Genomic DNA, 25,580 nt, shown 5'->3' with positions numbered 1-25,580 from the left:
ATTTTACCACAAGCCTTTATTAGGTTCACAGCTCACCTGATTACTTCACCTGTTGTTAAAGCTAAATAGTGAGATCTTTATTAGATTTAGCCTTTAATTTACCCTCAGCTATTAGTTGGTTAATATTGATGTTATCAACCAATTCTGAACAAGGTATTACACTTGGCTCAAGCAACATATAGCCATTGCGGCCATGCTCTTTTATCCAATACAATGCTTGATCGGCTAAGCGTAAACTCTGCTGCCAATCACAATCTGTCAGTTGTATAACTGCCCCCATAGAGCAGGTTAATGGCTGCTGTAAAGCAGTTTTGTCTTGCCAAGGGTATTGAGCCAAGGCGCTTTGGATCCGCTCTAATACTAATAATGGGTCTTCTGTCTGCTCAAGTAACAGTAAAAATTCCTCTCCGCCCCAACGAATAAGATGATCAGTGTTACGGCTGCTTTTCCTCAGTATAGTGGCAACAGCAACTAATACCTCATCACCAGCATGATGACCATAGTTATCGTTCACTTGTTTAAAGTAGTCTAAATCCAGTAATAGCCAAATAAGAGGGGTCTTATTACGGTTAGCCCTAGAGATAATTTGTTGTATGTTTGTATTTAAATAATGCCGATTACTTACCCCTGTAAGGGCATCTTGCATGCTTAAAAGTTTTAACTTTTCATTCGCTTGATGTAATTCACCAGTTCGCGCTTTCACTAGCTGTTCTAAATGTTGCTTTGATCTAGCCAATGCTTTTAGCCGCCAACGATATACAGCCCAAAATAGTAGCAACAAGATCAACAAGGCTACAACTCGAGCTAGATATGTTTCATGCCAAAAAGGCTTTAACCTAATATTTATACTCACTTTGTCACTCCAGCGATAATCTGAAGCTAAACGACTTTGTACGCTAAACTGATAATTACCAGGCGGTAAGTTAGTATAAAACGCCTCTCGCCGACCACCGGCTTCCACCCAGTTATTATCATAGCCCTCTAATTTATAACGAAAATGTATAGTTGAAGCTAAAGCGAAAAAAGGAGAGGTAAAACGAAAGTGCCAATCACGTTGCTCTGCAGGCAGCGTAACATTGGTATTAAAATATTGTACATTATCGGCAGTTAAGCTTTCTAGCACAGCTTGCGGTATCAAGCCGTCTTGGCCGACAAACTCGGTAGGAAAGGACAAGACGCCATCTAATGTTGGATACCATAACTTGCCATTATGTAGAGCCCCTTTACTACTACCAGCACCATTACAACAGCGTCGTGAATCCGTTGCAGCCTCTGGTTTTCTATCGTCTAAAAGCACATAAACTTGCTCAAGATTACCTTGGGTCAACTCATGATAATTCAGTCGATAAACACCCGATAAGTTGCTAATAACAAGGTAATCTTTTACTTTTTCAATATGTATTACACCGCTACTGGGCAAGCCATGACTTTGATTAAACCATTGCCATTGACCCGGCTTGCCAAAAACAAAACCATAATCCAAGCTGCCAATAAGAAAGTTACCATCTGGAAACTCTTTTATAGCGCTAATAAAGTTATTAGATATTGGTAAGTTTTCTAGCTTAGACAGCCCATTTTCATCACGTAAATATAGCCCTGTTTCAGTGCCAACCCATAAACGCTGCTGGCTGTCGCGCATAATAATACGTACTTGAGCATCGCGTAATAAGGCTGGTTCAGCGAGTATCTCTAATTTATTATTTTTTAAATAATACAATCCTTTATTAGTACCAACCCAAATTACGTCATTATCTTCAGCAAAGGTACTTACTAATAAATGCGATATGGCCTCATAGTTTTGCTGCCACTGTAACGTTGTGCCATCTAACCGGCTTAATCCACCTCGAGTGCCAACCCACAGTCGCTGTTGAGAATCTAACATCATGCTATAGATTAATGGGTTAGGAATATGACTATTCGCCTTTAAATGTTCAAATTGCCCCTCTTTTAATAAAGATAAACCATCATTAGTGCCAACCAGTAAATCTTGATGCCACGGCTGCAGTGACCAAACAAAAGGATCCGTTATTCCCTGCTTAGTACTATAACGCTGTGCTTTAGGCAGACGCAGCCGTTTTAAACCATGCGCATGACTGCCTAGCCATATATTGCCAAATTTGTCTTGCAACATGGCTTCAATCCAAGAGAAGTCTTCAGCCTGCCCTTGAATATTTTCAGCACTAAATACCTGACCTTGATATATTCGGTATAAGCTATTGTAACTTGCGACCCACAAATGTTGCTGCGGATCGAGGTAAAACATTTCAAGTGGTTTATCAGCTGGGTGTCCAGCTAGGGTAATAAGCTGCCATTGCCCTTGATCCCAACGGAATAGCCCTTTGGTAGTGCCTAAATATAAATCTTCTTGCTGGCGAGCGATATGGAGCACCTGCAGCTCGCCAAGCTCCTCCGGTGCGGCATGCCATTGATAGCTATCTTGATTAAGTAGACCAAACCCAGTTATACCACCGATATAAAGTGTATCTTGCTGTTGATGTAGCGATACCACACTGCCATCATAGGTTAAGACTGGCTCTAACACCTTTTTCTCTTCATGCCATCGATAAAGTGCCCCAGCACCGATATAAACAGTACCATCTTCGCGCTGAGCAATACTGTTGATACCGTTATTTAAACGCAGGTTGTCTACTGCGGTAAAACTATTATTTTGATAAAGAACTAAACCATTGGCAGTACCAATCCAAAGCCTTTGCTGTCGATCAATATATAAAGCGGTAATAAAGTTAGAGTATAATTGGGCTGTATTTGCTGTATTAAATACTCGAAAGTTAACGCCATCAAAACGGGCTAAACCATTTTGCGTACCCACCCAAAGGAAGCCTAACTCATCCTGAACAATCGCCGTAACAGAGATCTGAGGTAAGCCCGCCTCAACCGACCAAAAACGGTATAAATAATCCTTTTGCTCTGGGGCATTAGCATGCGTAGGAGCCGAAAAGAAGCAGCTAAAAATAAGTAGAAATAAAATAAATTGATATCGAACCAATGCGTTAACACCTTTATCCCAAAGCTTTTTTGCTAATCCACTTTACTATAGTTTGAATTGAACAGTTAATCATCACCGATGAACGGTCTTTTTTACTGCTTTAACGGTGCGCTTGCAGTAATGGTCGTACCAGTATAAGCTTTATAAAAGTAAATACTTTGGAATAACATCAATGGCAGTTTCATTACGTAAAGCAAATTGGGGTTTGAAATTTTTTTCGTGGCGCTATATTCCATTAATTGGTTTTTGTTCTCCCAAAATTGTTCATATGGACGAGAAGTCTCTCGAAGTCACCATTCCTTGCGGTTGGCGCACTAAAAATCATTTAGGCAGTGTGTATTTTGGCGCCCTCGCCATAGGTGCCGACTTAGCAGGTGCTTTTTTGGTATTTACTAAGGCGCAAAACCGTGGTGTTAACGCTAATTTTGCCTTTAAAGATGTTCAAGGCCAATTTTTGAAACGTCCTGAAGCTAAAGTGCATTTTACCAGCCACGATGGTGACATTATCGACCAAATGATAGATGAATCCTTAGCTAGCGGTGAACGCATTAACCGTCCAGTCTCAGTTGTAGCCACTTGCCCCAGTTTACATGGTGCTGAGCCTATGGCGACATTTACCTTAACTCTCTCAGTAAAGGCCAAAAAACGCAAAGGCTAGCTGTTTGCACCTAACGCCGACAACGATTAGAATCTGCCAGTCTCTTAGCTACTTTAATACTGAAAACTATGCAGCAACTTAGCGGTAATCTATTTATTATCTCTGCGCCTAGCGGTGCAGGGAAATCTAGCCTGATCCAAGCGCTTTTAAAACAACATAATGATATGCAGGTCAGCATATCTCATACTACAAGAGCACCTAGACCTGGTGAAATTGATGGTGTTCACTATCACTTTATTAGTGTCGATAAATTTAAAGCGCTGATTAAGCAAGATGCTTTTTTTGAGTGGGCTGAAGTGTTTGGCAATTATTATGGCACCTCTAAACAAGCCATTCAGCAACAATTAGAGCAAGGTATAGATGTTTTCTTAGACATAGACTGGCAAGGTGCAAGACAAATTCGCCAGCAAACTCAGGCTGTAACAGGTATTTTTATCTTCCCGCCTAATTTAACCGAGTTAAAAACAAGATTAACTAAGCGAGGCCAAGATAGTGCTGAAGTTATTGCAAAACGCATGGCTGAAGCCTATAGCGAAATGAGCCATGCCAATGAGTATGAGTATTTAATTATTAATGATAATTTTGCTCAAGCTGAACAAGAATTTAAGCAAATTGTATTAGCGCAACGCAACAGTTTTCAGTCGCAATTGAGTAAACATCACAGCTTAGTCACAGAGTTGTTGGCCAATCCAACAAAATAGCGTAAACTAATGAGTCTTGTGAAAACACACTGGAGTGGTAAATGGCGCGCGTAACAGTTCAAGATGCAGTAGATAAAATTGGTAACCGCTTTGATTTGATTTTAGTAGCATCTCGTCGTGCTCGTCAGCTTGCGGTTGAAGGTAAAGAAGCTTTAGTTGAGTTAGAAAATGATAAACCAACTGTAGTTGCTTTACGTGAAATTGAAAAAGGTTTGATCACCAGTACAACTCTAGATGCTCTAGAGCGTCGCGATCAAATTCAGCAAGAAGCAACTGAAATGGCTGCTGTTGCTGCTATTATTGGCTCTGACCAATAAAAAATCCTGCATATCTGTATGCCAACGGCACATTAGCCGTTGGCAACTTCCTAAAATAGACGTATATTCATAATAGATCCCGCGCTTTACGGCGTTTCTTGTTTGCTGTCACCGTTTGGGAGCACCAGTGTATTTATTTGAAGGTCTAAAAAATCAGATTAGTGCTTATCTACCACCTGAGCAAGTTGCCTTAGTGCAGCAAGCCTATATTGTGGCAAGGGATGCGCACGCCCCACAAACCCGTTCTAGTGGCGAGCCTTATATTACTCACCCCGTTGCTGTTAGTAGCATCTTGGCAGAAATGCGCATGGACCATGAAACCTTAATGGCCGCTTTGCTGCACGATGTTATTGAAGATACACCTTACGATAAAACAGACTTAGCGGAACTCTTTGGTGAAACAGTTGCTGAGCTAGTTCAAGGTGTAAGTAAGCTAGATAAAGTAAAATTTAAAGATTATCACGAGTTCGAAGTCACTAACTTACAAAAAATGTTTATGGCCATGACCCAGGATATTCGGGTTATCTTAATTAAGTTAGCTGATCGTACCCATAATATGCGCACCTTAGGCGCACTTCGCCCAGAAAAACGCCGCCGTATAGCCAAAGAAACCTTAGAGCTCTATGCACCCATAGCGAACCGCTTGGGTATTCATAATATAAAAAATGAACTAGAAGATTGCGGCTTTCAAGCCTTATATCCCATGCGTTATCGCGCTTTATCAACCGCTGTCCGTCAGGCCCGGGGAAATCGTCACGAATTGCTAGAAAAAATTCGTCATGAAATTTTAGATCGCCTTAGTACCGTTGGCATTATTGCTGAAGTAAGTGGCCGAGAAAAACATCTGTACAGCATTTACTGTAAAATGAAAAATAAAGAGCTGATGTTTAACGATGTTATGGATATTTATGCCTTTAGGGTCGTCGTCGATACGATCGATCAATGCTATCGCACCTTAGGTGTTGTCCATAACTTATACAAGCCAATTGAAATTCGTTTTAAAGATTATATCGCCATGCCAAAACAAAATGGCTACCAGTCTTTACATACTTCTTTAGTTGGGCCTCACGGTATTCCTATTGAAATTCAAATGCGTACTCATGAAATGAATGAAACAGCGGATAATGGTATCGCTGCGCATTGGATGTATAAAGCGGATGGCGAACACCAAGATACTACGGCGCAAATTCGCGCCCGCCGGTGGATGCAGAGCCTATTAGAGCTACAGCAACATGCTGGTAATAGTGCTGAGTTTGTTGAAAACGTAAAATCAGAGCTCTACCCCGACGAACTCTATGTTTTCTCACCTAAAGGTCGCATTGTTGAGTTACCTATAGGAGCAACCTGTGTCGACTTTGCCTACGCGGTTCACACTGATATTGGTAATCGCTGTGTAGGCGCTAAAGTTGACCGTCGGCCTTACCCGTTAAACAAGCCCTTAGAAACCGGCCAGACAATAGAAATTATTACCAGCCCTGGCGGCAAACCTAATGCCAACTGGCTAAATTATGTTGTTACAAGTCGCGCTATTTTAGGTATTCGAAATTATTTGAAAAAACAAAAACAAGCTGAAGCTATTACCTTAGGTAAGCGCTTACTTAGCTCAGCTTTGGGTGATATAAAGCTTGAAGAGATTGAACCTGAACGCTTAGAGCAGGTGTTGCATAACAGCAAACAACATTCTTTAGACGAGTTATGCAGTGAAATTGGTTTAGGCAACCAACTAGCTATTGCTGTTGCTAGACGCTTACTGGGTGAATTTGACTCGCCCGATCCCGAAGCTACCGCGAAAACATCTACTGTAGACAACAGCGAAAATAGTAAACTAAAAAGTAAGGCCTTTATCGTCGGCTCTGATGGCATGTTGATTACTTTTGCGAAGTGCTGTCGCCCTATTCATGGCGATGAGATTGTCGCTAGTGCCACCCCTGGTAAGGGGCTATATGTTCATCGTTCAGACTGTCGCAATATAAAAAGTTGGGATAAAGAGCCGGGTAAATTTTTCCCTGTTAAATGGGATAAAACCGTCGATCAGCAATTTTTATGTGATATTCGCATTATTATTCTAAACCGCCACGGCTTATTAGCTAAACTGACAACCCTTATTGCAGCTCAAGGGTCAAATATCCAAAATCTGACTACTGAAGATCGAGACACGGGTGAATACGTCATTAAAATTACACTTTCGGTCAATGACCGAGTTCATTTAGCTAACGTTATGCGTAAAATTAGGGTCATGCCTGACGTGCAAAAAGTTTATAGAAGGAGATAACGCGACATGTCAAAAGTCATTATTCGCACAGACGCTGCACCTGCTGCCATTGGCACTTATAGCCAAGCAGTTAAAATTCAAAATACAGTTTATATTTCTGGGCAAATACCTTTAGTGCCTAGCACTATGCAGATGGTGTCAGAAGACTTTGCTGAACAAACCCATCAAGTGTTTAAAAATTTACAAGCCGTCTGTGAAGCAGCAGGCGGTACTTTAAACGATATGGTTAAGGTAAATATTTATCTAACCGATTTAAGCCAATTTGCCACCGTTAATGAGATTATGAGTCAGTACTTTGCTGAGCCATATCCAGCCCGTGCCGCCGTGCAAATTAGCGCCTTACCTAAAGCCAGCCAAATTGAAATTGATGGCGTATTGGAAGTACCCTCAACTTACTAATGTCTAACACGGCACTACATCAAGTCGCCATCGCCTCAATTAAAGGCGTTGGCGCTAAAGTGGCTGAAAAGCTAGCAAAATTAAATATCTTTACCATCCAAGATATTTTGTTTCATTTACCACTTCGCTATGAAGATCGCACCCGTATCTATGCCATTGCCGATCTTATGCCTTTAATGCATGCCACTATTGTTGCTGAAGTTGTGTCTAGTGAGGTGCAATTTGGTAAAAGACGCAGCTGGTTAGTTAAAGTAAAAGATAGTAGTGGTTTTTTAACCTTACGTTTTTTTCATTTTAGTGCCGCGCAAAAAAATGCAGTAACACCAGGCGTTATTATACGCTGCTTTGGGGAAGCTAAACGCGGCCCTCGCGGCTTAGAAATGCTTCACCCTGAATACCGTTTACAAGCGGAGCAACCCTTAATAGAGGTGGCTGAAACCTTAACAGCGGTGTACCCCACAACAGAAGGTCTACGCCAAGCGACTTGGCGTAATTTAACTGATGCGGCCTTAGGCTATTTAACCACCATGGCGCCAGAAGAGTTACTTGGTGCTAGTGGCTTAGGCCAAACTTGGTCGTTATCTGAGGCTCTGCACTATATTCATCGGCCGCCACCAGACGCCAGCTTAGCCTTGTTAGAACAAGGCAAACACCCTGCTCAGCAGCGATTAATTATTGAAGAATTAGTCGCCCAGCAAATAAGTATGATTAAACTGCGCAGCCAAAGCCAACAGCAGCAGGGCTTACCGCTTAAAATGAATCCGAATTTATTACAGCAATTTTTATCGGCTTTACCTTTCACTCCAACTAAAGCACAGCAACGAGTTAGTGACGAAATTAGTTATGATATGGCTAAAGCTTTACCTATGCTAAGGCTAGTGCAAGGCGATGTTGGCTCAGGTAAAACCTTAGTTGCTGCTTTTGCTGCTTTAACCGCTATTAGTAATGGCTATCAAGTGGCCCTTATGGCCCCGACTGAATTACTAGCCGAGCAACATGCCGCTAACTTTGCGACTTGGTTTACCCCGCTGAATATTAGTGTGGCATGGCTAGGAGGCAAAACTAAAGGTAAAGCAAGACAAAGCACCTTAGCAGTAATAGCCGATGGCAGCGCCCAAATGGTAGTGGGCACCCATGCTTTATTTCAGCAACAAGTTGAATTTCATGCTTTAAGTTTAATTATTATTGATGAACAACACCGCTTTGGTGTTCATCAACGCTTAGCGCTACGCGAAAAAGGTGGTATTAAAAACCTTTATCCACATCAACTCGTGATGACAGCGACACCTATTCCTCGCACCTTAGCCATGACAGCCTATGCCGACTTAGATACTTCTATTATTGATGAGCTACCACCGGGACGAACCCCCGTGACTACTGTGGCCCTACCCGACTCGCGGCGTGATGATGTTATCGCTCGGGTTAACCATGTTGTTAGCCAAGAACAGCGTCAAGCCTATTGGGTTTGCACCTTAATTGAAGAATCGGAAACCTTGCAATGCCAAGCGGCTGAAGATACTTGGCAAAACTTGCAACAAGCCTTACCTAATTTAAAAGTAGGCTTAATTCATGGCCGATTAAAACCTACAGAAAAACAAGCCGTAATGGAACAGTTTAGCCAAGCTAAATTAGATCTGCTAGTGGCGACTACGGTAATAGAAGTCGGGGTTGATGTACCGAATGCCAGTTTAATGATTATTGAAAACCCAGAGCGGTTAGGCCTAGCCCAACTGCACCAACTTCGTGGCCGAGTCGGCAGAGGCAGCACAGCATCGCACTGTGTTTTGCTATACCATGCGCCTTTATCAAAAACAGCCCAAGCCCGCTTAGCCGTGCTGCGTGACAGCAATGATGGCTTTGTTATTGCCCAGCGCGATTTAGAAATACGCGGCCCTGGCGAGTTACTTGGCACAAGACAAACTGGCGTTTTACAATTTAAAATTGCCGATTTAAACCGTGACGCTGAACTGCTACCTCAAGCACAACAAATTGCCACTACACTATGGCAGCAAGCGCCCGATCAATGTGAGCGCTTAATCCAGCGCTGGCTGGCTAATAAAGAAATATACGGTAATGCTTAACATCAACTAACTATCAAGGTGTCGCTATGTCTGCAAGTCCGATCTTATCGCCATTACAATTGCGCCAGCAAATTCGCTTAAATCAATTTACCGCTCATACCTCTGGCCAAGCACCGGGCTTTGTTCAAGCCAATTTAGCCATTATGCCCAAGCAATATGCGGCAGATTTTTTACAGTTTTGCCATTTTAATCCTAAACCTTGCCCGCTGTTAGCTATGTCGGCCACAGCAGGTGCTGTCGATATGCCGCAACTGGCAGCAAACTTAGATATTAGAACCGATATCCCTAAATATCGGGTATTTAAACAAGGCCAATTAACAGAAGAAGTGAGTGATATTACGCCTTTTTGGCAGGATGATTTTGTTAGCTTTGCCATTGGCTGCTCATTTTCATTTGAAGAAGCGTTAATTGCCGATGGCATAGAAATTCGTAATATTACCGAGCAGGTTAATGTGCCTATGTATAAAACCAATATTGCTTGTCAGCCCGCGGGCGTATTTTCTGGCAACATGGTTGTAAGTATGAGGCCGATGAAACCAGCTGATGCGATACGGGCTATCCAAATTTGTTCACGTTTTCCGCAAGTGCATGGTGCGCCGGTGCACTTTGCTGATCCTGCCGCTATTGGTATTACGGATATTAATAAACCCGATTTTGGTGATGCTGTTAGTATTAAAGCCGGTGAAGTCCCGGTATTTTGGGCCTGTGGTGTAACTCCGCAAGTGGCAATTGCTAATGCTAAATTAGCTATTTGCATTACCCATAGCCCAGGCTATATGTTAGTAACCGATTTAGCCAATAGTAAGTTGTCGCTGCTTTAACGCCAATAAAAAGCTGCAGCTATTATTAACAGAATTGTTAACCTTACTGCAGCTGTTTAATTTAGCCATGCCCCATGCCCCTAGGGCTTTAAATGCAGCTTTGCTTTAAATACGACATAGATTTAACGGCGACTTAGCGGCTCATTTAGTATTCTAATGCCTGTTTTAAATCGGCAATTAAATCGGCCGGATCTTCAACACCGATACTAAAGCGAATTAAGTCATCCGTAACACCTGCGGCCAAGCGGCTAGGCTTATCCATGGCGGCATGCGTTGTGCTGGCAGGATGGCAAGCTAGACTCTCTAAATCACCTAAACTTACCGCTTGGGTAAATAGTTGTAATTGATCTAAAAAGCGAGCGGCGCGGCTAAAACCGCCTTCTAACTCTATGCTTATCATGCCACCAAAGGCGCCGACAGTTTCTGCTAACACCGAATGGCCGGTATCACTGGCTAAGCCTGGGAAAATAACCTTATCAACCTTAGGGTGCTTAGCTAAGAACTCGGCCACTTGCATAGCGCCAGCTAAATGCGCATCCATTCGTAATGCTAGTGTTCGCATACCGCGCTGTAACAAATACGCTTCTTGTGGCCCTATTGGCGCCCCTATATGCTTTAACGCTATAGTGCGAATAGGTTGCATCAGTTCAGTGCGCCCCGCCACTACACCAGCAATAATATCACCATGACCACTTAGGTACTTAGTACCGCTGTGCATAACAATATCGATACCATGCTCTAAAGGCTTAAATAAATACGGGGTTAAAAAGGTATTATCACACACGGTAATGGCACCAGATTTTTCTGCTGCGGCCTTAATTTTGCGATAATCATTCACCCGTAGATTAGGGTTAGTAATAGGCTCAAATAAAATAACTTTGGTGGCTGAATTAATATTCTCTAGTAAATCATCATCGCTTTGATAACGGCTTACTTTAATGCCAGCTCGGGTTAGGGTATTTATTAAAAAAGCGGCTGTACCACCATAGACTGGATCAATAAATGCAATTTCATCACCTTGGCTAGCTAAAGCATAAAAAATGCTGCTCACTGCCGCCATACCACTGGCTACAACCAGAGCCTCATCAGCACCTTCTAATTTAGCGAGTTGCAGCTCTAAGGCTTGCACTGTCGGGTTACCCATACGGCTATAAATAAAACCAGGTTGTTCACCGGCAAAACGGGCCCGGCCTTGTTCTGCCGTACCGTAAGTAAAAGTACTACTTTGATAGATTGGGGTAGTTAAGGCGCCGGTTTGCGCATCAGCACCGCCGTTGCTATGCAACAATTGGGTTTTAAACTTCATCTTTGGGCTCCGTTATCGTCGCGCTGTTAGGCTATCTTTTTTAAAGTGGCGTAATGCTGCTGGGCTACATCGGGATGTGAGCGTAAGCGGCCTTTTAGTACATTTTCACCCACTTGATAAAATAATGGATTATTAGGATCACTCGCCGGCCCTTTTGCCTCTGCAGCTAAAGCTTCAGGCAAGTTTAATAAAGGCACTGTTGCATCAAGCTGGGCTGCCATAAAAAAAGCACAGGATAATCGCTCTATACCCGCTGGCGGGCTAACAACTCTATGTAGCGTGGCCTTTAAATAACCATTTGAGGCTAATTCTAACAGCTCACCTATGTTAACCACAAATGCCCCAGCTAAAGGTGCCGCGCCTACCCAACCTTTATCAGTTAATACTTCTAAACCAGAATGCTGATCTTGCAATACTAAGGTTAAATAACCCGGATCTTTATGCGCCCCCACCCCTTGCTTTTGTGCTGTATCAGAGCCTGGGTAACGAATCAGTTTCATATGCGTATAAGGGCCATCTGCTACAGTATCAGCAAAGGCATTTTCAGGTTGCTGTAATACCGCGGCAAACGCTTCAAGCAAAGTAACAGTAAGATCAGATAATTGTTGCTGCCAGTTAAGTAGGGTTGATTGCATCATAGGTAAAGCCGCAGGCCATTGATTAGGTCCAACTAAACCTTGCCAAGCTGGCGTTTCAGTACTCGCAGGCAGTACCTGTTGCTCATTCATAATGTCGAATTGCTCACGTTGATCAATTTGACCTTGAGTTAATTCGCCACCTAAACGAGTATAACCACGAAAGTGCGGTGATTTAACCATTTGTACTGCTTGCTTATCGGCATCAGGTAAAGCAAAAAATGTTTTTGCTAAGTCGAGAATATGTTGTTGCTGCTCTATTGCTATGCCATGGCCGGTTAAATAAAAAAAGCCGACCTCGCGCGATGCTTCTGCTAATTGCTGTAAGAAACGCTGCCGAGACTGTCCTTTTGCGAACCATAAGCTAAGATCTAACACAGGCAAATTTAATTGAGCCATTTTTCCACCTAACATTACTCTATAATGTCGCTATATTAGGCTTAATTAACTATAACCATAAGGATCAAATAAAGCTTATTGATTCCAATTAGCTATATAGAGCCATCTATACATCCATTTTAGAATTTTAAGCAATTACGACAAATTACTAAGCCAATAAGCTAGATCGGCTGGACTTCATTTAGGCCATATCGCACACTGTTTGTCTCGCTTGGAAAAGGTAAAAAAATGAAATTAAACTGTGATTTAGGCGAAAGTTTTGGCAGTTGGCAAATGGGCTTAGATGCCAGCGCCATGCCTCATATCGATATGGCGAATATTGCTTGTGGCTTTCATGCCGGTGATCCTGATGTAATAGCCCGCACCTTGGCACTGGCTAAACAATATCAAGTTAGCATTGGTGCTCACCCTGCTTATCCAGATCTACAGGGGTTTGGTCGGCGTAGTATGGTTTTATCTGATAGTGAAATTATTAATATTATCCATTATCAAATTGCCGCTTTAGAAGGCATGGCTAAAACACAAGGCTTAACCCTTGAATACGTTAAGCCACACGGTGCTTTGTATAACGATATGATGAGTAACCCGCAGATTTTTAATGCCGTATTAACAGCGATTGCCAGTTACCATCAGCCGTTAAAATTAATGATTTTAGCTACCGCTGAGCAAGATCATTATCAACACTTGGCAAAACAAGCCGGCGTTAGCTTATTATTTGAAGCTTTTGCTGATCGCCGCTATACCGACGAGGGCAAACTAACCCCACGCAGCCAAGCCGGTGCTGTGCTATCAGAAGCTGAGATGTTGCAACAAGTGCAACAGCTCGTGCAGTCGGGCACTGTCACCACCCAGTCTGGCCAAAAATTAGCCTTAAAAGCAGATACGCTATGCGTGCATGGTGATAATTCTGCTGCTATTTTACAAATAGCCAAAATACGTCAGCTACTAGTATGAAAATAGATATAACTGCTAGCAGACAGTTTTTATGAGTCAGCAACTATGAAGCCGCAGCAGCTAGAGTATCAATTAGACATTGCCAGTGAGAATGCGTTTATAGTCTATTTTCAGCAGCAAATGTCGGCTGAAATATCAGGCCAAGTACAATGGGCCACTGAGCAAATTCGTCTTGCCTTAGCTGATGATTTAATTGATCTATTACCTTCTTATGCTTCTGTATTAGTTGTTTTTAATCCACTGACAACCAATCACTTTATGGTCAGCGCCAACATTAAGCGCTGTTTAGCTCAGCCTTTTAGCGCACAAAGCCGCAGCGGCAAGCGAGTTGAGCTTCCTGTCTATTACAGTGAAGAAAGTGGCCCCGACTTAGCCTTAATTGCTAAAACTAAACAAATAAGCATTAGTCAAGTTATTCAACTGCACCAAGCTGTACTATATCGGGTTTATGCTATTGGCTTTGCCCCCGGTTTTGCTTATTTAGGCCAAATTGATCCCATTTTACAGATGCCCCGTTTAAATTCTCCTAGAGCCAAGGTGCCAAAAGGTGCGGTGGCGATTGCCGATAGACAAACCGCTGTCTACCCTGCGGTATCACCCGGTGGCTGGAATTTAATAGGCTTATGCCCAAGCCCCATGTTTACACCAGAAACAACACCCGCTATGCCAGTTGCAGTAGGCGATGAAGTGCAGTTTGTCGCTATTGATAAAGCCGAATTCCTACGCTTAGGTGGTGAGCTATGAGTCACAAAATGGCTAGTTTGAATGATAGCTCTAGTGATATTTTTACTGTACGCTCTGCCGGCATTCTTAGCTTATTGCAAGATCGCGGGCGTTTTGGCCAAAGTGATTTAGGCTTAACTACGGGTGGCCCGGCTGATCCCTACTCTGCGGCTATGGCTAACGCCCTATTAAATAATAATAGCAACGCAACCTTAATTGAGTGCAGTATTGGCGGCTTACAATTAGAAGCCCATTGCGCCAGCTTTATTGCCGTTACTGGCGCTGAACTTAGTTTAACGATTAACGGCCAAGCTGCAGCCATGTGGACGAGTCTAGCGGTTAGTGCAGGAGATATTATTGAACTAGGTATGGCTAGTGCCGGTTTACGCGCTTATGTAGCGGTTGCTCAAGGCTTTAAGGTTAAGCCACAATTTTCTAGTACCGCTACCGTATTACGGGAAAAAATTGGCGGCTTAAATGGCGATAAATTACAAGTTGGCGATACTTTAGCTATTACTAGTGTCAGTCGTGCAACGTCGCATAGTTTAGCTAAACAGCATTGGCGGCAATTTAATAACAGCTTAACCCTGCGTTTAGTTGAAGGTTATCAAGCTGAGCAATTTTCAACGTCTGAGCGACAACGCTTCTATCTACAGCCTTATACAGTAACACCACAGTCGGATAGAATGGGTTACAAATTAACCGGCGCCGCTATCCATTGCCAGCAACAAAGCTTATTGTCAGAAGGTATTAGTTACGGTGCGGTACAAATTCCGCCTGATGGCCAACCTATTGTCTTGCTTAATGACCGCCAAACCTTGGGCGGCTATCCGAAAATAGGCTCAGTATTATCTTTAGATTGCGCTTTACTCGCCCAAGCTAGCCCTGGCACTAAAGTTTATTTTACACCTATTTCTATTGAACAAGCGCATAATGCTTTATGCTTAGCCGATGCCCATTTTAAGCGGCTCACTGCAGCTTGGGTTCAAGCTTAAATGGACGCTTTACATCAGAACTTAAACCAAAATCATTTAGCCTTAAGCCAGCACATTGAAAGGCTATTAGTGCGCAAAAATTTGCGCGGAATGGCCCAGTTACAACCTTTACTTAAACCTGGCTATATCTTACGCGCGGCTCAGTTAGTTTTACAATGCCGCGGTACGGTATTAATTGGCACGGGCTTTCCGGTACTAGACACCTTTGAAACCGATGGTCCCGTTGGCGCTATTGCCTTATATCAATTATTACAACAGCTAGGCGCCAAGCCTATTATTGTTTGTGGTGATCCGCTTTTTAGCCAATTAGAAGCTGATTATCATTGTTATCAACTTGAGGTAAATCAGTACCAGGCCTTAACCGATATAGCCCAGCACGCCTTAACTCACCTTGCACCAGAATTAATAATTGCAATTGAGCGCCCTGGTTTTAATGCTGCACAGCGTTATAGCAATATGCGTGGTGAAGATATTTCAGAGCGCTGCGCAAGCTTTGATCATTTTTTAAATTTAGCCACTTGCCCAACTATAGGTATAGGCGATGGCGGCAACGAAATTGGTATGGGAAATCTCAAGCAAGCTTTAGCACAACTTGATATTATTCCCTCTATAACTGAGTGTGATGAATTAATAGTGGCGGATGTGTCTAATTGGGCGGCATGGGGACTTATTGCTATGGTATCAGTACTAACAAAACAAGATTTACTAGCAAAGGCCGATCCCTTATCCATTTTGCAGTATCTAAGTGCCAAAGGCAGCGTAGATGGCGTAACACGATTAAACACCTTAACCGAAGACGGTTTGCCCCCTAGCGAAGGCTTAAACCTAATTAACGTTCTAGGCACTCTATATCAAAGCGTTAACTAAACTTAGAACAGTCGTGTCCACACCAACACGCCGTAAATACATCCCTGTAGGCTCGTTTCCGCCCGTCCAGGGCTGCAACGGCTGGCTTAGAACACGTCTGTTCAACGTTGCAAATTTCAAACTTGCTTTAATACGAGAACAGCAATGACAACAGTGTATTTAAATGGCGATTTTATTCCCGCCAACCAAGCCAAAATTTCGCCTATGGATAGAGGCTTTTTATTTGGTGATGGTATTTATGAGGTGATCCCCAGCTATAACGGCCGTTGCGTTGGTTTTACTCCGCATCTAGAGCGAATGCAAAATGGCTTAGCCTTACTGTCTATTGATGCCAAGTTAACGGCTAAAAACTGGCAACAGATAACCGATAAGCTAATTGCCGACAATAGAGCTGAATTAGGCGATAATTTAGGCATTTATTTACACGTCAGTCGTGGCACCGATACTAAACGCGGCCATGCTTTTCCCGCTAATATTACGCCAACTATATTTGCTTTTGCCTTCGCTATTCCTGCACAACCTATCGCTGATAAAGCAAAAACCACAGGCTTTCATGTAGTCACCGGGCAAGACTTACGCTGGCAGCGTTGTAATATTAAATCGACGTCACTGCTAGGTAATGTGCTGCATTATCAGCAAGGAGCCGACCAAGGTGGCCAAGAAATACTGCTGTTTGATGAGCAAGGCAATTTAACCGAAGGTGCCTCTGTTAATGTCTTTATTATTAAAGATGGCGTTATTGCCACCCCGCCATTAAGCAACAAAATACTGCCTGGCATTACTCGACAAATACTATTAGCTATTTTAGCTAAGCATACTGATATAGAAATACAGCAACGCGAGATAAGCCAAGCCGAAGTATTAGCCGCTGATGAAATTTGGCTAACCAGCTCCAGCAAAGAAGTAGCACCAGTATTAACCGTCAACAACCAGCCTGTAGGTAGCGGCCAAGTTGACGATTTATGGCTAGTTGCTCAGCAGTTATTTAGCGCCCACAAATTTGATTATTAATTAACTTAGTCGCCAACAGCTAAAGCTCTGTAGTATCTTATTTAAAGGTTTCACTTTATTAAGGACAATTTAATGCTAAAAAAGCCCCTTTTTTATTCTGTATTTTGCAGCTTATTCGCATTCGTGTTTATCTGTTTTAGTGGCCTTAGCCAAGCGCAAGAGGTTAATTTAACTGATCCCGAACAAACTGTTTTACGTATAGGTGTTAAAGAAGCACCGCCTTTTGTTATGTATGACGGTACGGAATACAGCGGCTTATCTATAGATTTATGGCAAGAAATTGCCGATGAACATGGTTGGAAGTTTGAGTATCAACCTTATGGCTTAGCTGAGCTATTAGATGCAGCAACTAGCGGTGAAGTTGATGTTGGCATTGGTGCTATTACCGCGACAGCGCAGCGTGCGTTGCAAATGGACTTTACTCACACCCTAACAAGCTCAGGTTTATCGGTTGCAGTTCGTAGTGAATGGGCTTCAGGCTGGATGGCCGTGTTATCCGCCTTAGCTTCAGCTGCATTTTTAAAGATCATCTCTTTACTGGTGTTATTGCTACTGGCCGTAGGCTTTGTGGTTTGGTTACTTGAGCGTAAAAAAAACCAAGAACAATTTGGCGGCAGTACGGCCCAAGGTTTATTTTCTGGCTTTTGGTGGGCCATGGTAACCATGACAACGGTTGGTTATGGTGATGTTGCCCCTCGCACTGTAGCAGGGCGCTTATTAGGCTTAGTTTGGATGCTAACAGCGCTAATTATCGTTTCTTTTTTTACTGCCTCTATTACTAGTGCTTTAACCGTTGGCCAACTTAGCAATAAACTAAGTAGTGCCAATGATTTAAAAGGTATGAATATCGCCAGCTTACACGGTAGCTCTAGCGCTCATTGGTTAGAAGGTCGCAAATTAAACTACAATAAAGCCGAAAATTTAAGCCAAGCCTTACAGCAACTTAAAGATGGCAAGGTAGATGCGGTTATTTATGATGAGCCTTTATTGCGCTGGACCATTATGCAAGAGTTTTCAGGTAAGCTACAAGTATTACCTATCACCTTAGCTCGGCAAGACTATGTGTTTATTTTGCCTGATAACAGCCCTATACGAGAGCAAATTAATGCTAGCTTATTAAGTAGAATTAACTCACCCAATTGGCCACAGCGCGTGAGTAATTACTTTGATGGCAATTAAACCATCAACCTAATAAGCTACAGGCTGCGGTTATATTTTAATCTGGATATTCAAGCCTAGACTTTAAAAATATAACCGCGCCGATAACACTGATACATAATGCAATACGACAACACTAGAAAGCTTAATGCATAAGCCAATGAGCCGTTATAATTGCCAAAAGCCGGCTGATAAAGGCTGTTAAATAACCAACTATGTAATGAGCTACCGCCAACATTTATCATGCCTAACACTCGCGCCATTACCCCCGCGAATATAAAAAATAAAATGGCGTTAGCACCGAACACAATAAAGGGTGCACACCATAATCGGTAGCGCTTGATATCACACAACCAAAGACAAGCCGCCAGCGCTAAGGCGCAATAGCCACTACTTAATAACACAAAACTAGGAGTCCACAGGTTTTTGTTAATAGGCAAACTAAAATGCCACAGCTCGGCTAACCAGACAGCCACTACACCGAATAATGCCAAACCCCGTACTTTAGCCACTAGGTTGCGCTCTGTTTGCAGCCACTGACCAATAAGTAAACCACTAATACAACTTACAATAGCCGGTAAACTTGACCATAGTCCTTCGGGATCAAAAGCAAAAGGTGTCGCTTTACTAAAATGCACGTGTGCAGCGCCTAACACGGTATGATCAAGCCAAGCAGCAAAGCTATTACCGTACTCAAATAAGCCTACAAACTCGCGGCCATATACCGATTGATAGGGTAGCTTATACATAGCCAGTAAATAAATAATGGTTAAGCTAGCCGCTGCAACAATTCTGCCTCTAGTCGCACAATATAAAGCGATAATTAAACTAATAAAATAAACAACCGCTATACGTTGTAGCACACCAAAGATTCGCAGTGTCTGCAGCTTTTGTTCTAGATAACTATAATTAGGATCACGAAAATTATAGTAAAACAGTACTAAAAACAGCCCCAAAATATACAACTTAGCACTGCGGACTAGGCCTTGATTTAAGAGCTGCCTTTTAGGTAAAAGTGTTTTTTTAGCTAAGCTCAGTTGAATTGATATGCCTACTATAACGATAAAAAATGGGAAAATAAGATCGGTTAATGTCCAACCATGCCACTGGGCATGTTGCAGTGGCGCATAAACATAACGCCAACTGCCTGGATTATTCACTAAGATCATCGCCGTTATGGTTAAGCCACGTAATACATCTAAGGCCAACATCCGCTCTGACGGTAACTGAGCCATGATCTGCTGGCAGTGCTGCTTAAAAGCGCGCAACATATTACAGTGAGCTCGGCTTAACGGTGACAGGTAGTTGCCCAACGGCATTAATTTGCCCTAGCAAGACTTGCGCTAAGGCTTGGTAACTTGCATTACCCCCAGCCATATTAGTGGGATCTTCAGCTGTATTATAAGCATAGGTTGCTAATACCCACTCTGCTGTATGACCATATTCACTAATATCATAAGGCGCGCGTAAACTTATATAAACATGCGTTTTTTTAGCCTCAGTAATCTGTGGTAATAAAGCTTCAAACCGTGATTTTTGCCGCTGATAAGCCGCTGATACATTACCAATATTGGCCATATCATCCATGCCACCAATCTCGGCTAGGCTTTGCATCGGCGAAATAAAACCACTAATAACGACATCTGCTACAGCAATTTTTTCAGCTGCCCGACTGATATCCTGCTGCAGCAAGCTTAGGGTCTCTATTTTAAGCGCTGTCCGGCTATAATGGTGCAAGCTTGCTTTTAATGCCGCCGCTTTGGCCTGATCTGGCATAATTATTAAAATATTCTGCTTTTTATTCAGCAGTTTAGGGTTAGCTGTCGCAGGCTTAACTTGGCTAATAGCCGCTTGAGCCAAGGCTAACTCTGTTGCTCTGTGCTCTGGGCTACCTAAGGCCTTTAGTGCTTGTTGCACCTGCTCAGAAATAGAGTTTGCTTTAGGCAATAAAGGATATTGCTGCTTTAAACGAATAATACGCTGATAAGACGCGGTTAACTCCGCTTGCGGAATAATATTTTTACTTACCGCTTGGCTTAACTCATCTAATAAAGTCCCTAAAGCGGTAAGCTCTGCTGGCTGCTGCAACTTAACTGGCATTAAGGCAATATCGGCGCCGGCAGCAAAGGTTTGAATAACCGCTTCGGACTGGCTAAAAAACTGGCTTATCCCCGCCATATCTAGCGCATCTGTTACTATAACCCCCTGATAAGCTAATTCTTGACGCAATACATCATGTAATATTTTGCGTGACAAGGTCGCGGGCTTAATCATTTCCTCGCCGTTTTTAGCCACAAAGGTACTATTATCTAAGGCTGGAAATTGGATATGCGCCGTCATCACCATGCCGGGGCTATGCTGCTGAAAAATATGTTTATAAGGATATAAGTCAACTTTTCGAATTTGCTTTGCATCATGTTTGACTAGGGGTAAACCAAAATGGCTATCAACCGAGGTATCGCCATGGCCTGGGAAATGCTTTAACGCCGCTATCATGCCTTGTTGTTGCATGGCTTCTGTCATAGCCGCACCTAGCTCGGCTACTTGCTGCGGGCTTTCTGAAAAAGCCCGAACATTAATCACCGGGTTATCTGGGTTAACATTAACATCCACAGTAGGCGCAAAATTGACATTAATACCCAGCGGCAGTAATTCAGCAGCAAACACCTTGCCTACCTCAGAAGCAAAATAAGTTCCCTGCTGCGGATAAGTTGCCCCTATGGCCATATTGCCACTAAAAGAGGTCGCTAAGGCCCGGGGTAAACGCGCTACGCGACCGCCCTCTTGGTCAATAGCGATAAAAAGCGGTTGCTTAAGCTTAGACTCAGCAGCGGCTTGCTGTAAGTCTCGGTTTAAACGCACAATTTGCTCTACATCCGCTAGGTTCTCTGCGAATAAAATAATACCGCCAATATCATAATCGCGGATTAACTGTGCGAGCTCGGCAGGTAAGGTTGTCATGGCGGTTTTACAGCTGCCTTTAGCTTGCGGCTTTACCGATGGGCAATAATAACGCAAATCTAACATCAGCTTTTGCCCTAGCATTTGCTTAATGCTCGCTGGTGGTATTTTTGCTGCAGCTAAGCTTTGCTGACTATTGTTTAAGCCCTGTTTATTCGCCATAGTGTCCGCCAATAAGCTGCTGCTTAACAAAGCACAGACTGTTGCTATTGTTGTTAATAATGGTAGTAAAAATGAGGCTTGGCATAACTTATTAACTCCAATACGCAATATGGCCACCTTGGCTTCCTATAATGTAAAAAGCAACTGCAAGAAATAACTTATCTTAACCTAATCTAATGAATACTTTACTGCAATATTCAACATTATGGTAAGGTTAAGTTATTGAAAACTTTTACTAAGTGATAAACTCTACGACTCTGATTAGCTTTAGCCTGTTCTAAAACTTTCGGCGTAAAATCAAAGACGATGGTGAACAGGCTGCTAACGGCCTAATCTTATCATTAATAACCGTTCAGCATTATTATTTCAGATCGCAGCAGCGCTTTTAAAAGTTAACCTTGCTTTACGATCAGCAAGTGGTGGAGGTGATTATGTGGATTCTAGCCCTAGATGGCGGTGGCAGTAAAACGTTAGCTAAACTTAGCAATATAGAAACAGGCCAACACTGGCAGCAACAAGCAGGCCCCGCATCATTAACTAATGACTTTACCTTAGCCTTGGCCAATATAAACCTATTGATTAGTCAGTTATGTCAAGCTTCAGGCGCTGTGCCTAGCCAGATAATTGCCGTCATGGGCTTAGCCGGCGCTAATAATAGTCAACTGCAGCAACAAGCAAACACTGAGCTTGCCCCTTTATTTGCTCAGCTTTTAATTACAACAGATGCACGTACCTCTTTATATGGCGCTAATTTAGGTCAGCCTGTTATTGTCGTTGCCTTAGGTACCGGCTCGGTTGCTATGCGTTTACAAGCAGATGGTCATGAACATCAAGTAGGGGGCTGGGGCTTTGCTATTGGTGATGAAGGTGGTGGCGCTTGGCTAGGTAAATTAGCAATGCGTAAATTATTATGGCAACTTGATAGCTTAGCAGGAATTAACAGCCCCTTACTGCAAGCTATAGCCGATAAAACAGCGGCAAAACCGACGCCATTATTATCTTGGCTACAACATGCTAAAGCCCAAGATTATGCTCAATTGGCGCCTTTAGTGTTTGAGTATCAACAGCAATGTAGTATTGCTAGACAACTATTAATTCAACAAGGCCAAGCCGTGAGTCAGTTAATTTATGCTGCCCGTGAGGACACTGAATTACCTGTTGTACTGTTAGGCGGCTTAGCTAAACTAACAGGCACTTTATTACGGCAATCAGAACAAGCCATATTACAGCCAGCAAAAGGCTCGGCTCTAGATGGAGCTCACTTTTTAGCCCTGCAATTATATCAACGCGATAATCTGCACAAGGATTTACCCTAATGTCTCAACAGCAAGATGTTTTATTACAGCAGCTTGAAGCCATGGCTTCAGAATCGCGACACCCTGATACTTGGGATCTTGATCAGCTGTCTAGTTTAGAGATTGTTGAAAAAATTAATCAACAAGATCAAACTATTGCCACTGCTGTTGCCACTTGCTTGCCACAAATAGCCCAAGTAGTTGATAAAATTGTTACTGCCTTTAGCCAAGGCGGCCGCTTAATTTATATGGGCGCCGGCACCAGTGGTCGTTTAGGGATCTTAGACGCAGTGGAATGTCCGCCTACTTTTAGTGTGCCAGCTTCACAAGTGATTGGTTTAATCGCCGGCGGTGATAAAGCCATCTATAAAGCGGTAGAAGGTGCTGAAGATAATTTTGATTTAGCCAAAGCCGATTTAAAGCAAATTAACTTTAGCCACAACGATATTTTAATTGGCATCGCAGCTAGTGGCCGCACGCCTTATGTCTTAGGTGGTTTAGATTATGCCCGCACTGTAGGCGCAACTACCGCTGCGATAAGCTGTAATGCTAAAGCGCCTATATTAAGCAAAGCCGATTATGCCATTTGTGCCGTTGTCGGGCCTGAAGTAGTGACCGGCTCAACCCGAATGAAGGCAGGTACAGCGCAAAAGATGATTTTAAATATGCTAAGCACAGCCGCTATGATCCGCAGCGGTAAGGTTTATCAAAATTTAATGGTCGACTTACACGCCAGCAATGAAAAACTGCAAGCTCGCGCTGTGCGTATTGTGATGCAAGCAACCGAATGTAGCCCCGATATAGCTCGCGCCGCTTTAACCGCTGCCAATAACAGCGCTAAATTAGCGATCTTGCATATTTTAACTGGCGACACTATTGAGCAGTGCCAGCACAAGTTGCAGCAAAATTCCGGCTCAATTCGGCAAACCTTAATGGCTGCTAAGTTATGAGTTTCGCAAGATTATCGGCAGCAACTAGCCAAGGTGCGATATTACTACTGGTGCTGTTAATTAGTGCTTGTAGCCAAGCATTGCCGGTTGATAGCGTAAAAACCCAAGCTGCTAGCACAGAGCTAACTATAGGCGCGGCTCAACTCGATCTTTACTTGCCATTATTAGCTAACAAAAGAGTCGGTTTACTAGTTAACCAAACTGCAACTGTCGACGAACTGCATCTAGTGGATTTATTGCTGCAACAGAATATCAATATAGAGACTATTTTCGCGCCAGAGCACGGCTTTAGAGGTAATTATGATGCAGGCGCTCAGGTTAATAACAGCATAGATAGCAAAACCGGACTGAAAATTGTCTCGTTATACGGCGCCAACAAAGCGCCTACGCCAACACAATTAACCAATATTGATGTGTTAGTTTTTGATATTCAAGATGTCGGCGTGCGCTATTACACTTATATCAGCTCGTTACATTACTTTATGCAAGCGGCCGCGGCAGCTAAGATTCCGTTACTCGTGCTAGACAGGCCAAACCCTAATGCAGCCTTTATTGATGGCCCAGTGTTAGATTTAGCCTATCAGTCCTTTGTTGGCATGCACCCTATTCCTTTATTGCACGGTATGACAGTAGGCGAGTTAGCCTTAATGATAAAAGGTGAAGCCTGGATTAAGCAAGCCGATAACCTACAGCTAACAGTGATCCCGCTTAGCAATTATCGCCATGATATGGCCTATTCATTGCCTGTTAAACCCAGCCCTAATTTGCCTAATGATCAAGCCATAGCGTTATACCCCTCGCTTGGCTTTTTTGAGGCTACGCCGCTAAGTATTGGCCGTGGCACTGATTTTCCTTTTCAGGTTATTGGCTACGACAAATTTAGTTTAGCTAATTTTAGTTTTACGCCAGTCTCTACACCGGGTGCAGCTTTAACGCCGCCTTTAATGAATACACCGGTTTTAGGCCAAGATTTACGCCAAGTTCACAGCCAAGGTTTGAATTTAAGTTATCTTATTAATTGGTATCAGTTGTTTAAACAGCATAATGCAGTATTTTTTAGCTCAGAGAGCTTTATGGATAAGCTCGCTGGCACCAATAAACTTCGGTTGCAGATAGAACAAGGGTTAAGCGAAGAGCAGATAAGACAAAGCTGGCAAGCTGACTTAGTTAAATTTAAACAGCAACGGCAACCTTATCTATTGTATCCCTAGTAAAGCTTTGCAGCTCAGTGACTTATTTGCTTTTAGCTAAATAAAATTATTGCTGATAGCCTTGCTAATTTCACTACAAAAATGTCTTATAGTAAGCTATTGTTGTGATAGCTGATTATTAACAGGAGTAATTTATGAGTATAAATGTTCTAGCTATTTGCGGAAGCTTACGCGCCAAGTCAACCAACCACGGTTTAATCCGTTATGCCCAAGCTCATGCTCCTGAAGGCATGAAAATTCATATAGCTGACTTATTAGATGTCCCTTTTTATAATGCTGATTTAGATGAGAAACCCGCCGCAGTTAAAACCTTATTACAGCAAATTAGCCAAGCCGATGCCTTAATTTTTGCTTGCCCAGAATATAACTATTCTATAGCGCCAGCTTTAAAGAACGCTTTAGACTGGGCATCAAGAGAGCCAGATAATCATATGCTAACCGGTAAAGCGGTTGCCATTATGGGATCTGGCGGTGGTATGGGTACTTCTAGAGCGCAATATCACTTGCGCCAAGTATGTGTCTTTTTAAACCTCTACCCGCTAAATCAACCAGAAGTATTTTCTAATGCCTTTAGTGGTAGCTTTGATAATAACGGCGATTTAATCGACGAAAGGATCCAAGGCCTTGTTACTAAGCAATTAGACGCCTTATTAAGTTGGCATAAACAATTAAACCGCTAATACAAGCCTAGCGGCCT

General features: G+C 42.8%; 22 protein-coding genes. 17 read left to right on the top strand and 5 right to left on the bottom strand.

Features of this window, described 5'->3' with window-relative positions:
* Nucleotides 1-61 precede the first annotated feature (61 nt).
* A complete protein-coding gene (locus tag ACRCA4_RS00860; RefSeq protein ID WP_433182812.1) occupies nucleotides 62-3,007 on the bottom strand; it encodes a ligand-binding sensor domain-containing diguanylate cyclase in 2,946 nt (981 codons plus the stop codon).
* 172 nt (nucleotides 3,008-3,179) lie between these two features.
* Here ACRCA4_RS00860 and ACRCA4_RS00855 point away from each other — a divergent pair, with 172 nt between their 5' ends.
* The 7 genes from ACRCA4_RS00855 (at nucleotide 3,180) to ACRCA4_RS00825 (ending at nucleotide 10,256) form a co-directional block, all read left to right on the top strand.
* A complete protein-coding gene (locus ACRCA4_RS00855) occupies nucleotides 3,180-3,665 on the top strand; it encodes a DUF4442 domain-containing protein (protein ID WP_433182809.1) in 486 nt (161 codons plus the stop codon).
* Nucleotides 3,666-3,733: 68 nt separating this feature from the next.
* Complete coding sequence (gene gmk, locus ACRCA4_RS00850) at nucleotides 3,734-4,366, top strand: guanylate kinase (RefSeq protein ID WP_433182807.1); 633 nt, start codon at nucleotides 3,734-3,736, stop codon at nucleotides 4,364-4,366.
* A 41-nt stretch (nucleotides 4,367-4,407) separates the two neighbouring features.
* Nucleotides 4,408-4,683: a DNA-directed RNA polymerase subunit omega gene (gene rpoZ / locus ACRCA4_RS00845; protein WP_433182804.1), complete on the top strand. Its 276-nt coding sequence runs from the start codon at nucleotides 4,408-4,410 to the stop codon at nucleotides 4,681-4,683.
* A gap of 127 nt (nucleotides 4,684-4,810) precedes the next feature.
* Nucleotides 4,811-6,955: a bifunctional GTP diphosphokinase/guanosine-3',5'-bis pyrophosphate 3'-pyrophosphohydrolase gene (spoT, locus tag ACRCA4_RS00840; RefSeq protein ID WP_433182802.1), complete on the top strand. Its 2,145-nt coding sequence runs from the start codon at nucleotides 4,811-4,813 to the stop codon at nucleotides 6,953-6,955.
* A gap of 6 nt (nucleotides 6,956-6,961) precedes the next feature.
* Entirely contained in the window at nucleotides 6,962-7,354 is a 393-nt protein-coding gene (locus ACRCA4_RS00835) for a RidA family protein (RefSeq protein WP_433182799.1), read from the top strand.
* A complete protein-coding gene (gene recG / locus ACRCA4_RS00830; protein WP_433182796.1) occupies nucleotides 7,354-9,435 on the top strand; it encodes an ATP-dependent DNA helicase RecG in 2,082 nt (693 codons plus the stop codon). The genes ACRCA4_RS00835 and recG overlap by 1 nt, the downstream gene beginning before the upstream one ends.
* Before the next feature lie 26 nt (nucleotides 9,436-9,461).
* A complete protein-coding gene (locus ACRCA4_RS00825; protein WP_433182793.1) occupies nucleotides 9,462-10,256 on the top strand; it encodes a putative hydro-lyase in 795 nt (264 codons plus the stop codon).
* A 145-nt stretch (nucleotides 10,257-10,401) separates the two neighbouring features.
* Here the strand turns inward: ACRCA4_RS00825 and ACRCA4_RS00820 are convergent, their stop codons facing one another.
* Both ACRCA4_RS00820 and ACRCA4_RS00815 read right to left on the bottom strand, forming a co-directional pair.
* The gene (locus tag ACRCA4_RS00820) at nucleotides 10,402-11,562 is read right to left on the bottom strand and encodes a trans-sulfuration enzyme family protein (RefSeq protein WP_433182790.1); all 1,161 of its coding nucleotides are present in this window, start codon (nucleotides 11,560-11,562) and stop codon (nucleotides 10,402-10,404) included.
* Nucleotides 11,563-11,588: 26 nt separating this feature from the next.
* A complete protein-coding gene (locus ACRCA4_RS00815; protein WP_433182787.1) occupies nucleotides 11,589-12,596 on the bottom strand; it encodes an isopenicillin N synthase family dioxygenase in 1,008 nt (335 codons plus the stop codon).
* Nucleotides 12,597-12,824: 228 nt separating this feature from the next.
* Here ACRCA4_RS00815 and ACRCA4_RS00810 point away from each other — a divergent pair, with 228 nt between their 5' ends.
* From ACRCA4_RS00810 to ACRCA4_RS00785, 6 genes are all read left to right on the top strand, one after another.
* Complete coding sequence (locus tag ACRCA4_RS00810) at nucleotides 12,825-13,550, top strand: 5-oxoprolinase subunit PxpA (RefSeq protein ID WP_433182784.1); 726 nt, start codon at nucleotides 12,825-12,827, stop codon at nucleotides 13,548-13,550.
* Nucleotides 13,551-13,595: 45 nt separating this feature from the next.
* Nucleotides 13,596-14,294: a 5-oxoprolinase subunit PxpB gene (gene pxpB, locus ACRCA4_RS00805; protein ID WP_433182782.1), complete on the top strand. Its 699-nt coding sequence runs from the start codon at nucleotides 13,596-13,598 to the stop codon at nucleotides 14,292-14,294.
* Nucleotides 14,291-15,268, top strand: coding sequence for a biotin-dependent carboxyltransferase family protein (locus ACRCA4_RS00800; RefSeq protein WP_433182779.1), 978 nt, complete (start codon nucleotides 14,291-14,293; stop codon nucleotides 15,266-15,268). Before pxpB ends, ACRCA4_RS00800 begins: the two co-directional genes overlap by 4 nt.
* The gene (locus tag ACRCA4_RS00795; protein ID WP_433182776.1) at nucleotides 15,269-16,135 is read left to right on the top strand and encodes a DUF4392 domain-containing protein; all 867 of its coding nucleotides are present in this window, start codon (nucleotides 15,269-15,271) and stop codon (nucleotides 16,133-16,135) included.
* A 144-nt stretch (nucleotides 16,136-16,279) separates the two neighbouring features.
* Nucleotides 16,280-17,146 (top strand): aminotransferase class IV, encoded by an 867-nt coding sequence (locus ACRCA4_RS00790; protein ID WP_433182773.1) that lies wholly within the window; start codon nucleotides 16,280-16,282, stop codon nucleotides 17,144-17,146.
* Nucleotides 17,147-17,218: 72 nt separating this feature from the next.
* A complete protein-coding gene (locus ACRCA4_RS00785; RefSeq protein WP_433182770.1) occupies nucleotides 17,219-18,325 on the top strand; it encodes a transporter substrate-binding domain-containing protein in 1,107 nt (368 codons plus the stop codon).
* 56 nt (nucleotides 18,326-18,381) lie between these two features.
* Here the strand turns inward: ACRCA4_RS00785 and ACRCA4_RS00780 are convergent, their stop codons facing one another.
* On the bottom strand, nucleotides 18,382-19,623 hold the full coding sequence (locus tag ACRCA4_RS00780; RefSeq protein WP_433182767.1) for an acyltransferase family protein: 1,242 nt from the start codon (nucleotides 19,621-19,623) through the stop codon (nucleotides 18,382-18,384).
* Nucleotides 19,577-21,535: a glycoside hydrolase family 3 N-terminal domain-containing protein gene (locus ACRCA4_RS00775; protein ID WP_433182764.1), complete on the bottom strand. Its 1,959-nt coding sequence runs from the start codon at nucleotides 21,533-21,535 to the stop codon at nucleotides 19,577-19,579. Before ACRCA4_RS00775 ends, ACRCA4_RS00780 begins: the two co-directional genes overlap by 47 nt.
* Before the next feature lie 323 nt (nucleotides 21,536-21,858).
* Here ACRCA4_RS00775 and ACRCA4_RS00770 point away from each other — a divergent pair, with 323 nt between their 5' ends.
* From ACRCA4_RS00770 to ACRCA4_RS00755, 4 genes are all read left to right on the top strand, one after another.
* Entirely contained in the window at nucleotides 21,859-22,743 is an 885-nt protein-coding gene (locus tag ACRCA4_RS00770; protein ID WP_433182761.1) for a BadF/BadG/BcrA/BcrD ATPase family protein, read from the top strand.
* On the top strand, nucleotides 22,743-23,672 hold the full coding sequence (gene murQ / locus ACRCA4_RS00765; protein WP_433182758.1) for an N-acetylmuramic acid 6-phosphate etherase: 930 nt from the start codon (nucleotides 22,743-22,745) through the stop codon (nucleotides 23,670-23,672). Before ACRCA4_RS00770 ends, murQ begins: the two co-directional genes overlap by 1 nt.
* Nucleotides 23,669-24,883: an exo-beta-N-acetylmuramidase NamZ family protein gene (locus ACRCA4_RS00760; protein ID WP_433182755.1), complete on the top strand. Its 1,215-nt coding sequence runs from the start codon at nucleotides 23,669-23,671 to the stop codon at nucleotides 24,881-24,883. Before murQ ends, ACRCA4_RS00760 begins: the two co-directional genes overlap by 4 nt.
* 134 nt (nucleotides 24,884-25,017) lie before the next feature.
* Nucleotides 25,018-25,563 (top strand): NADPH-dependent FMN reductase, encoded by a 546-nt coding sequence (locus ACRCA4_RS00755; RefSeq protein ID WP_433182752.1) that lies wholly within the window; start codon nucleotides 25,018-25,020, stop codon nucleotides 25,561-25,563.
* The last annotated feature ends 17 nt before the right edge of the window (nucleotides 25,564-25,580 follow it).

Source organism: Rheinheimera sp. WS51 (genome assembly GCF_050936095.1).
GTDB lineage: Bacteria > Pseudomonadota > Gammaproteobacteria > Enterobacterales > Alteromonadaceae > Alishewanella.
Note: the sequence above shows the minus strand (reverse complement) of the source record. Positions and strands in the feature narration are given on the sequence as shown.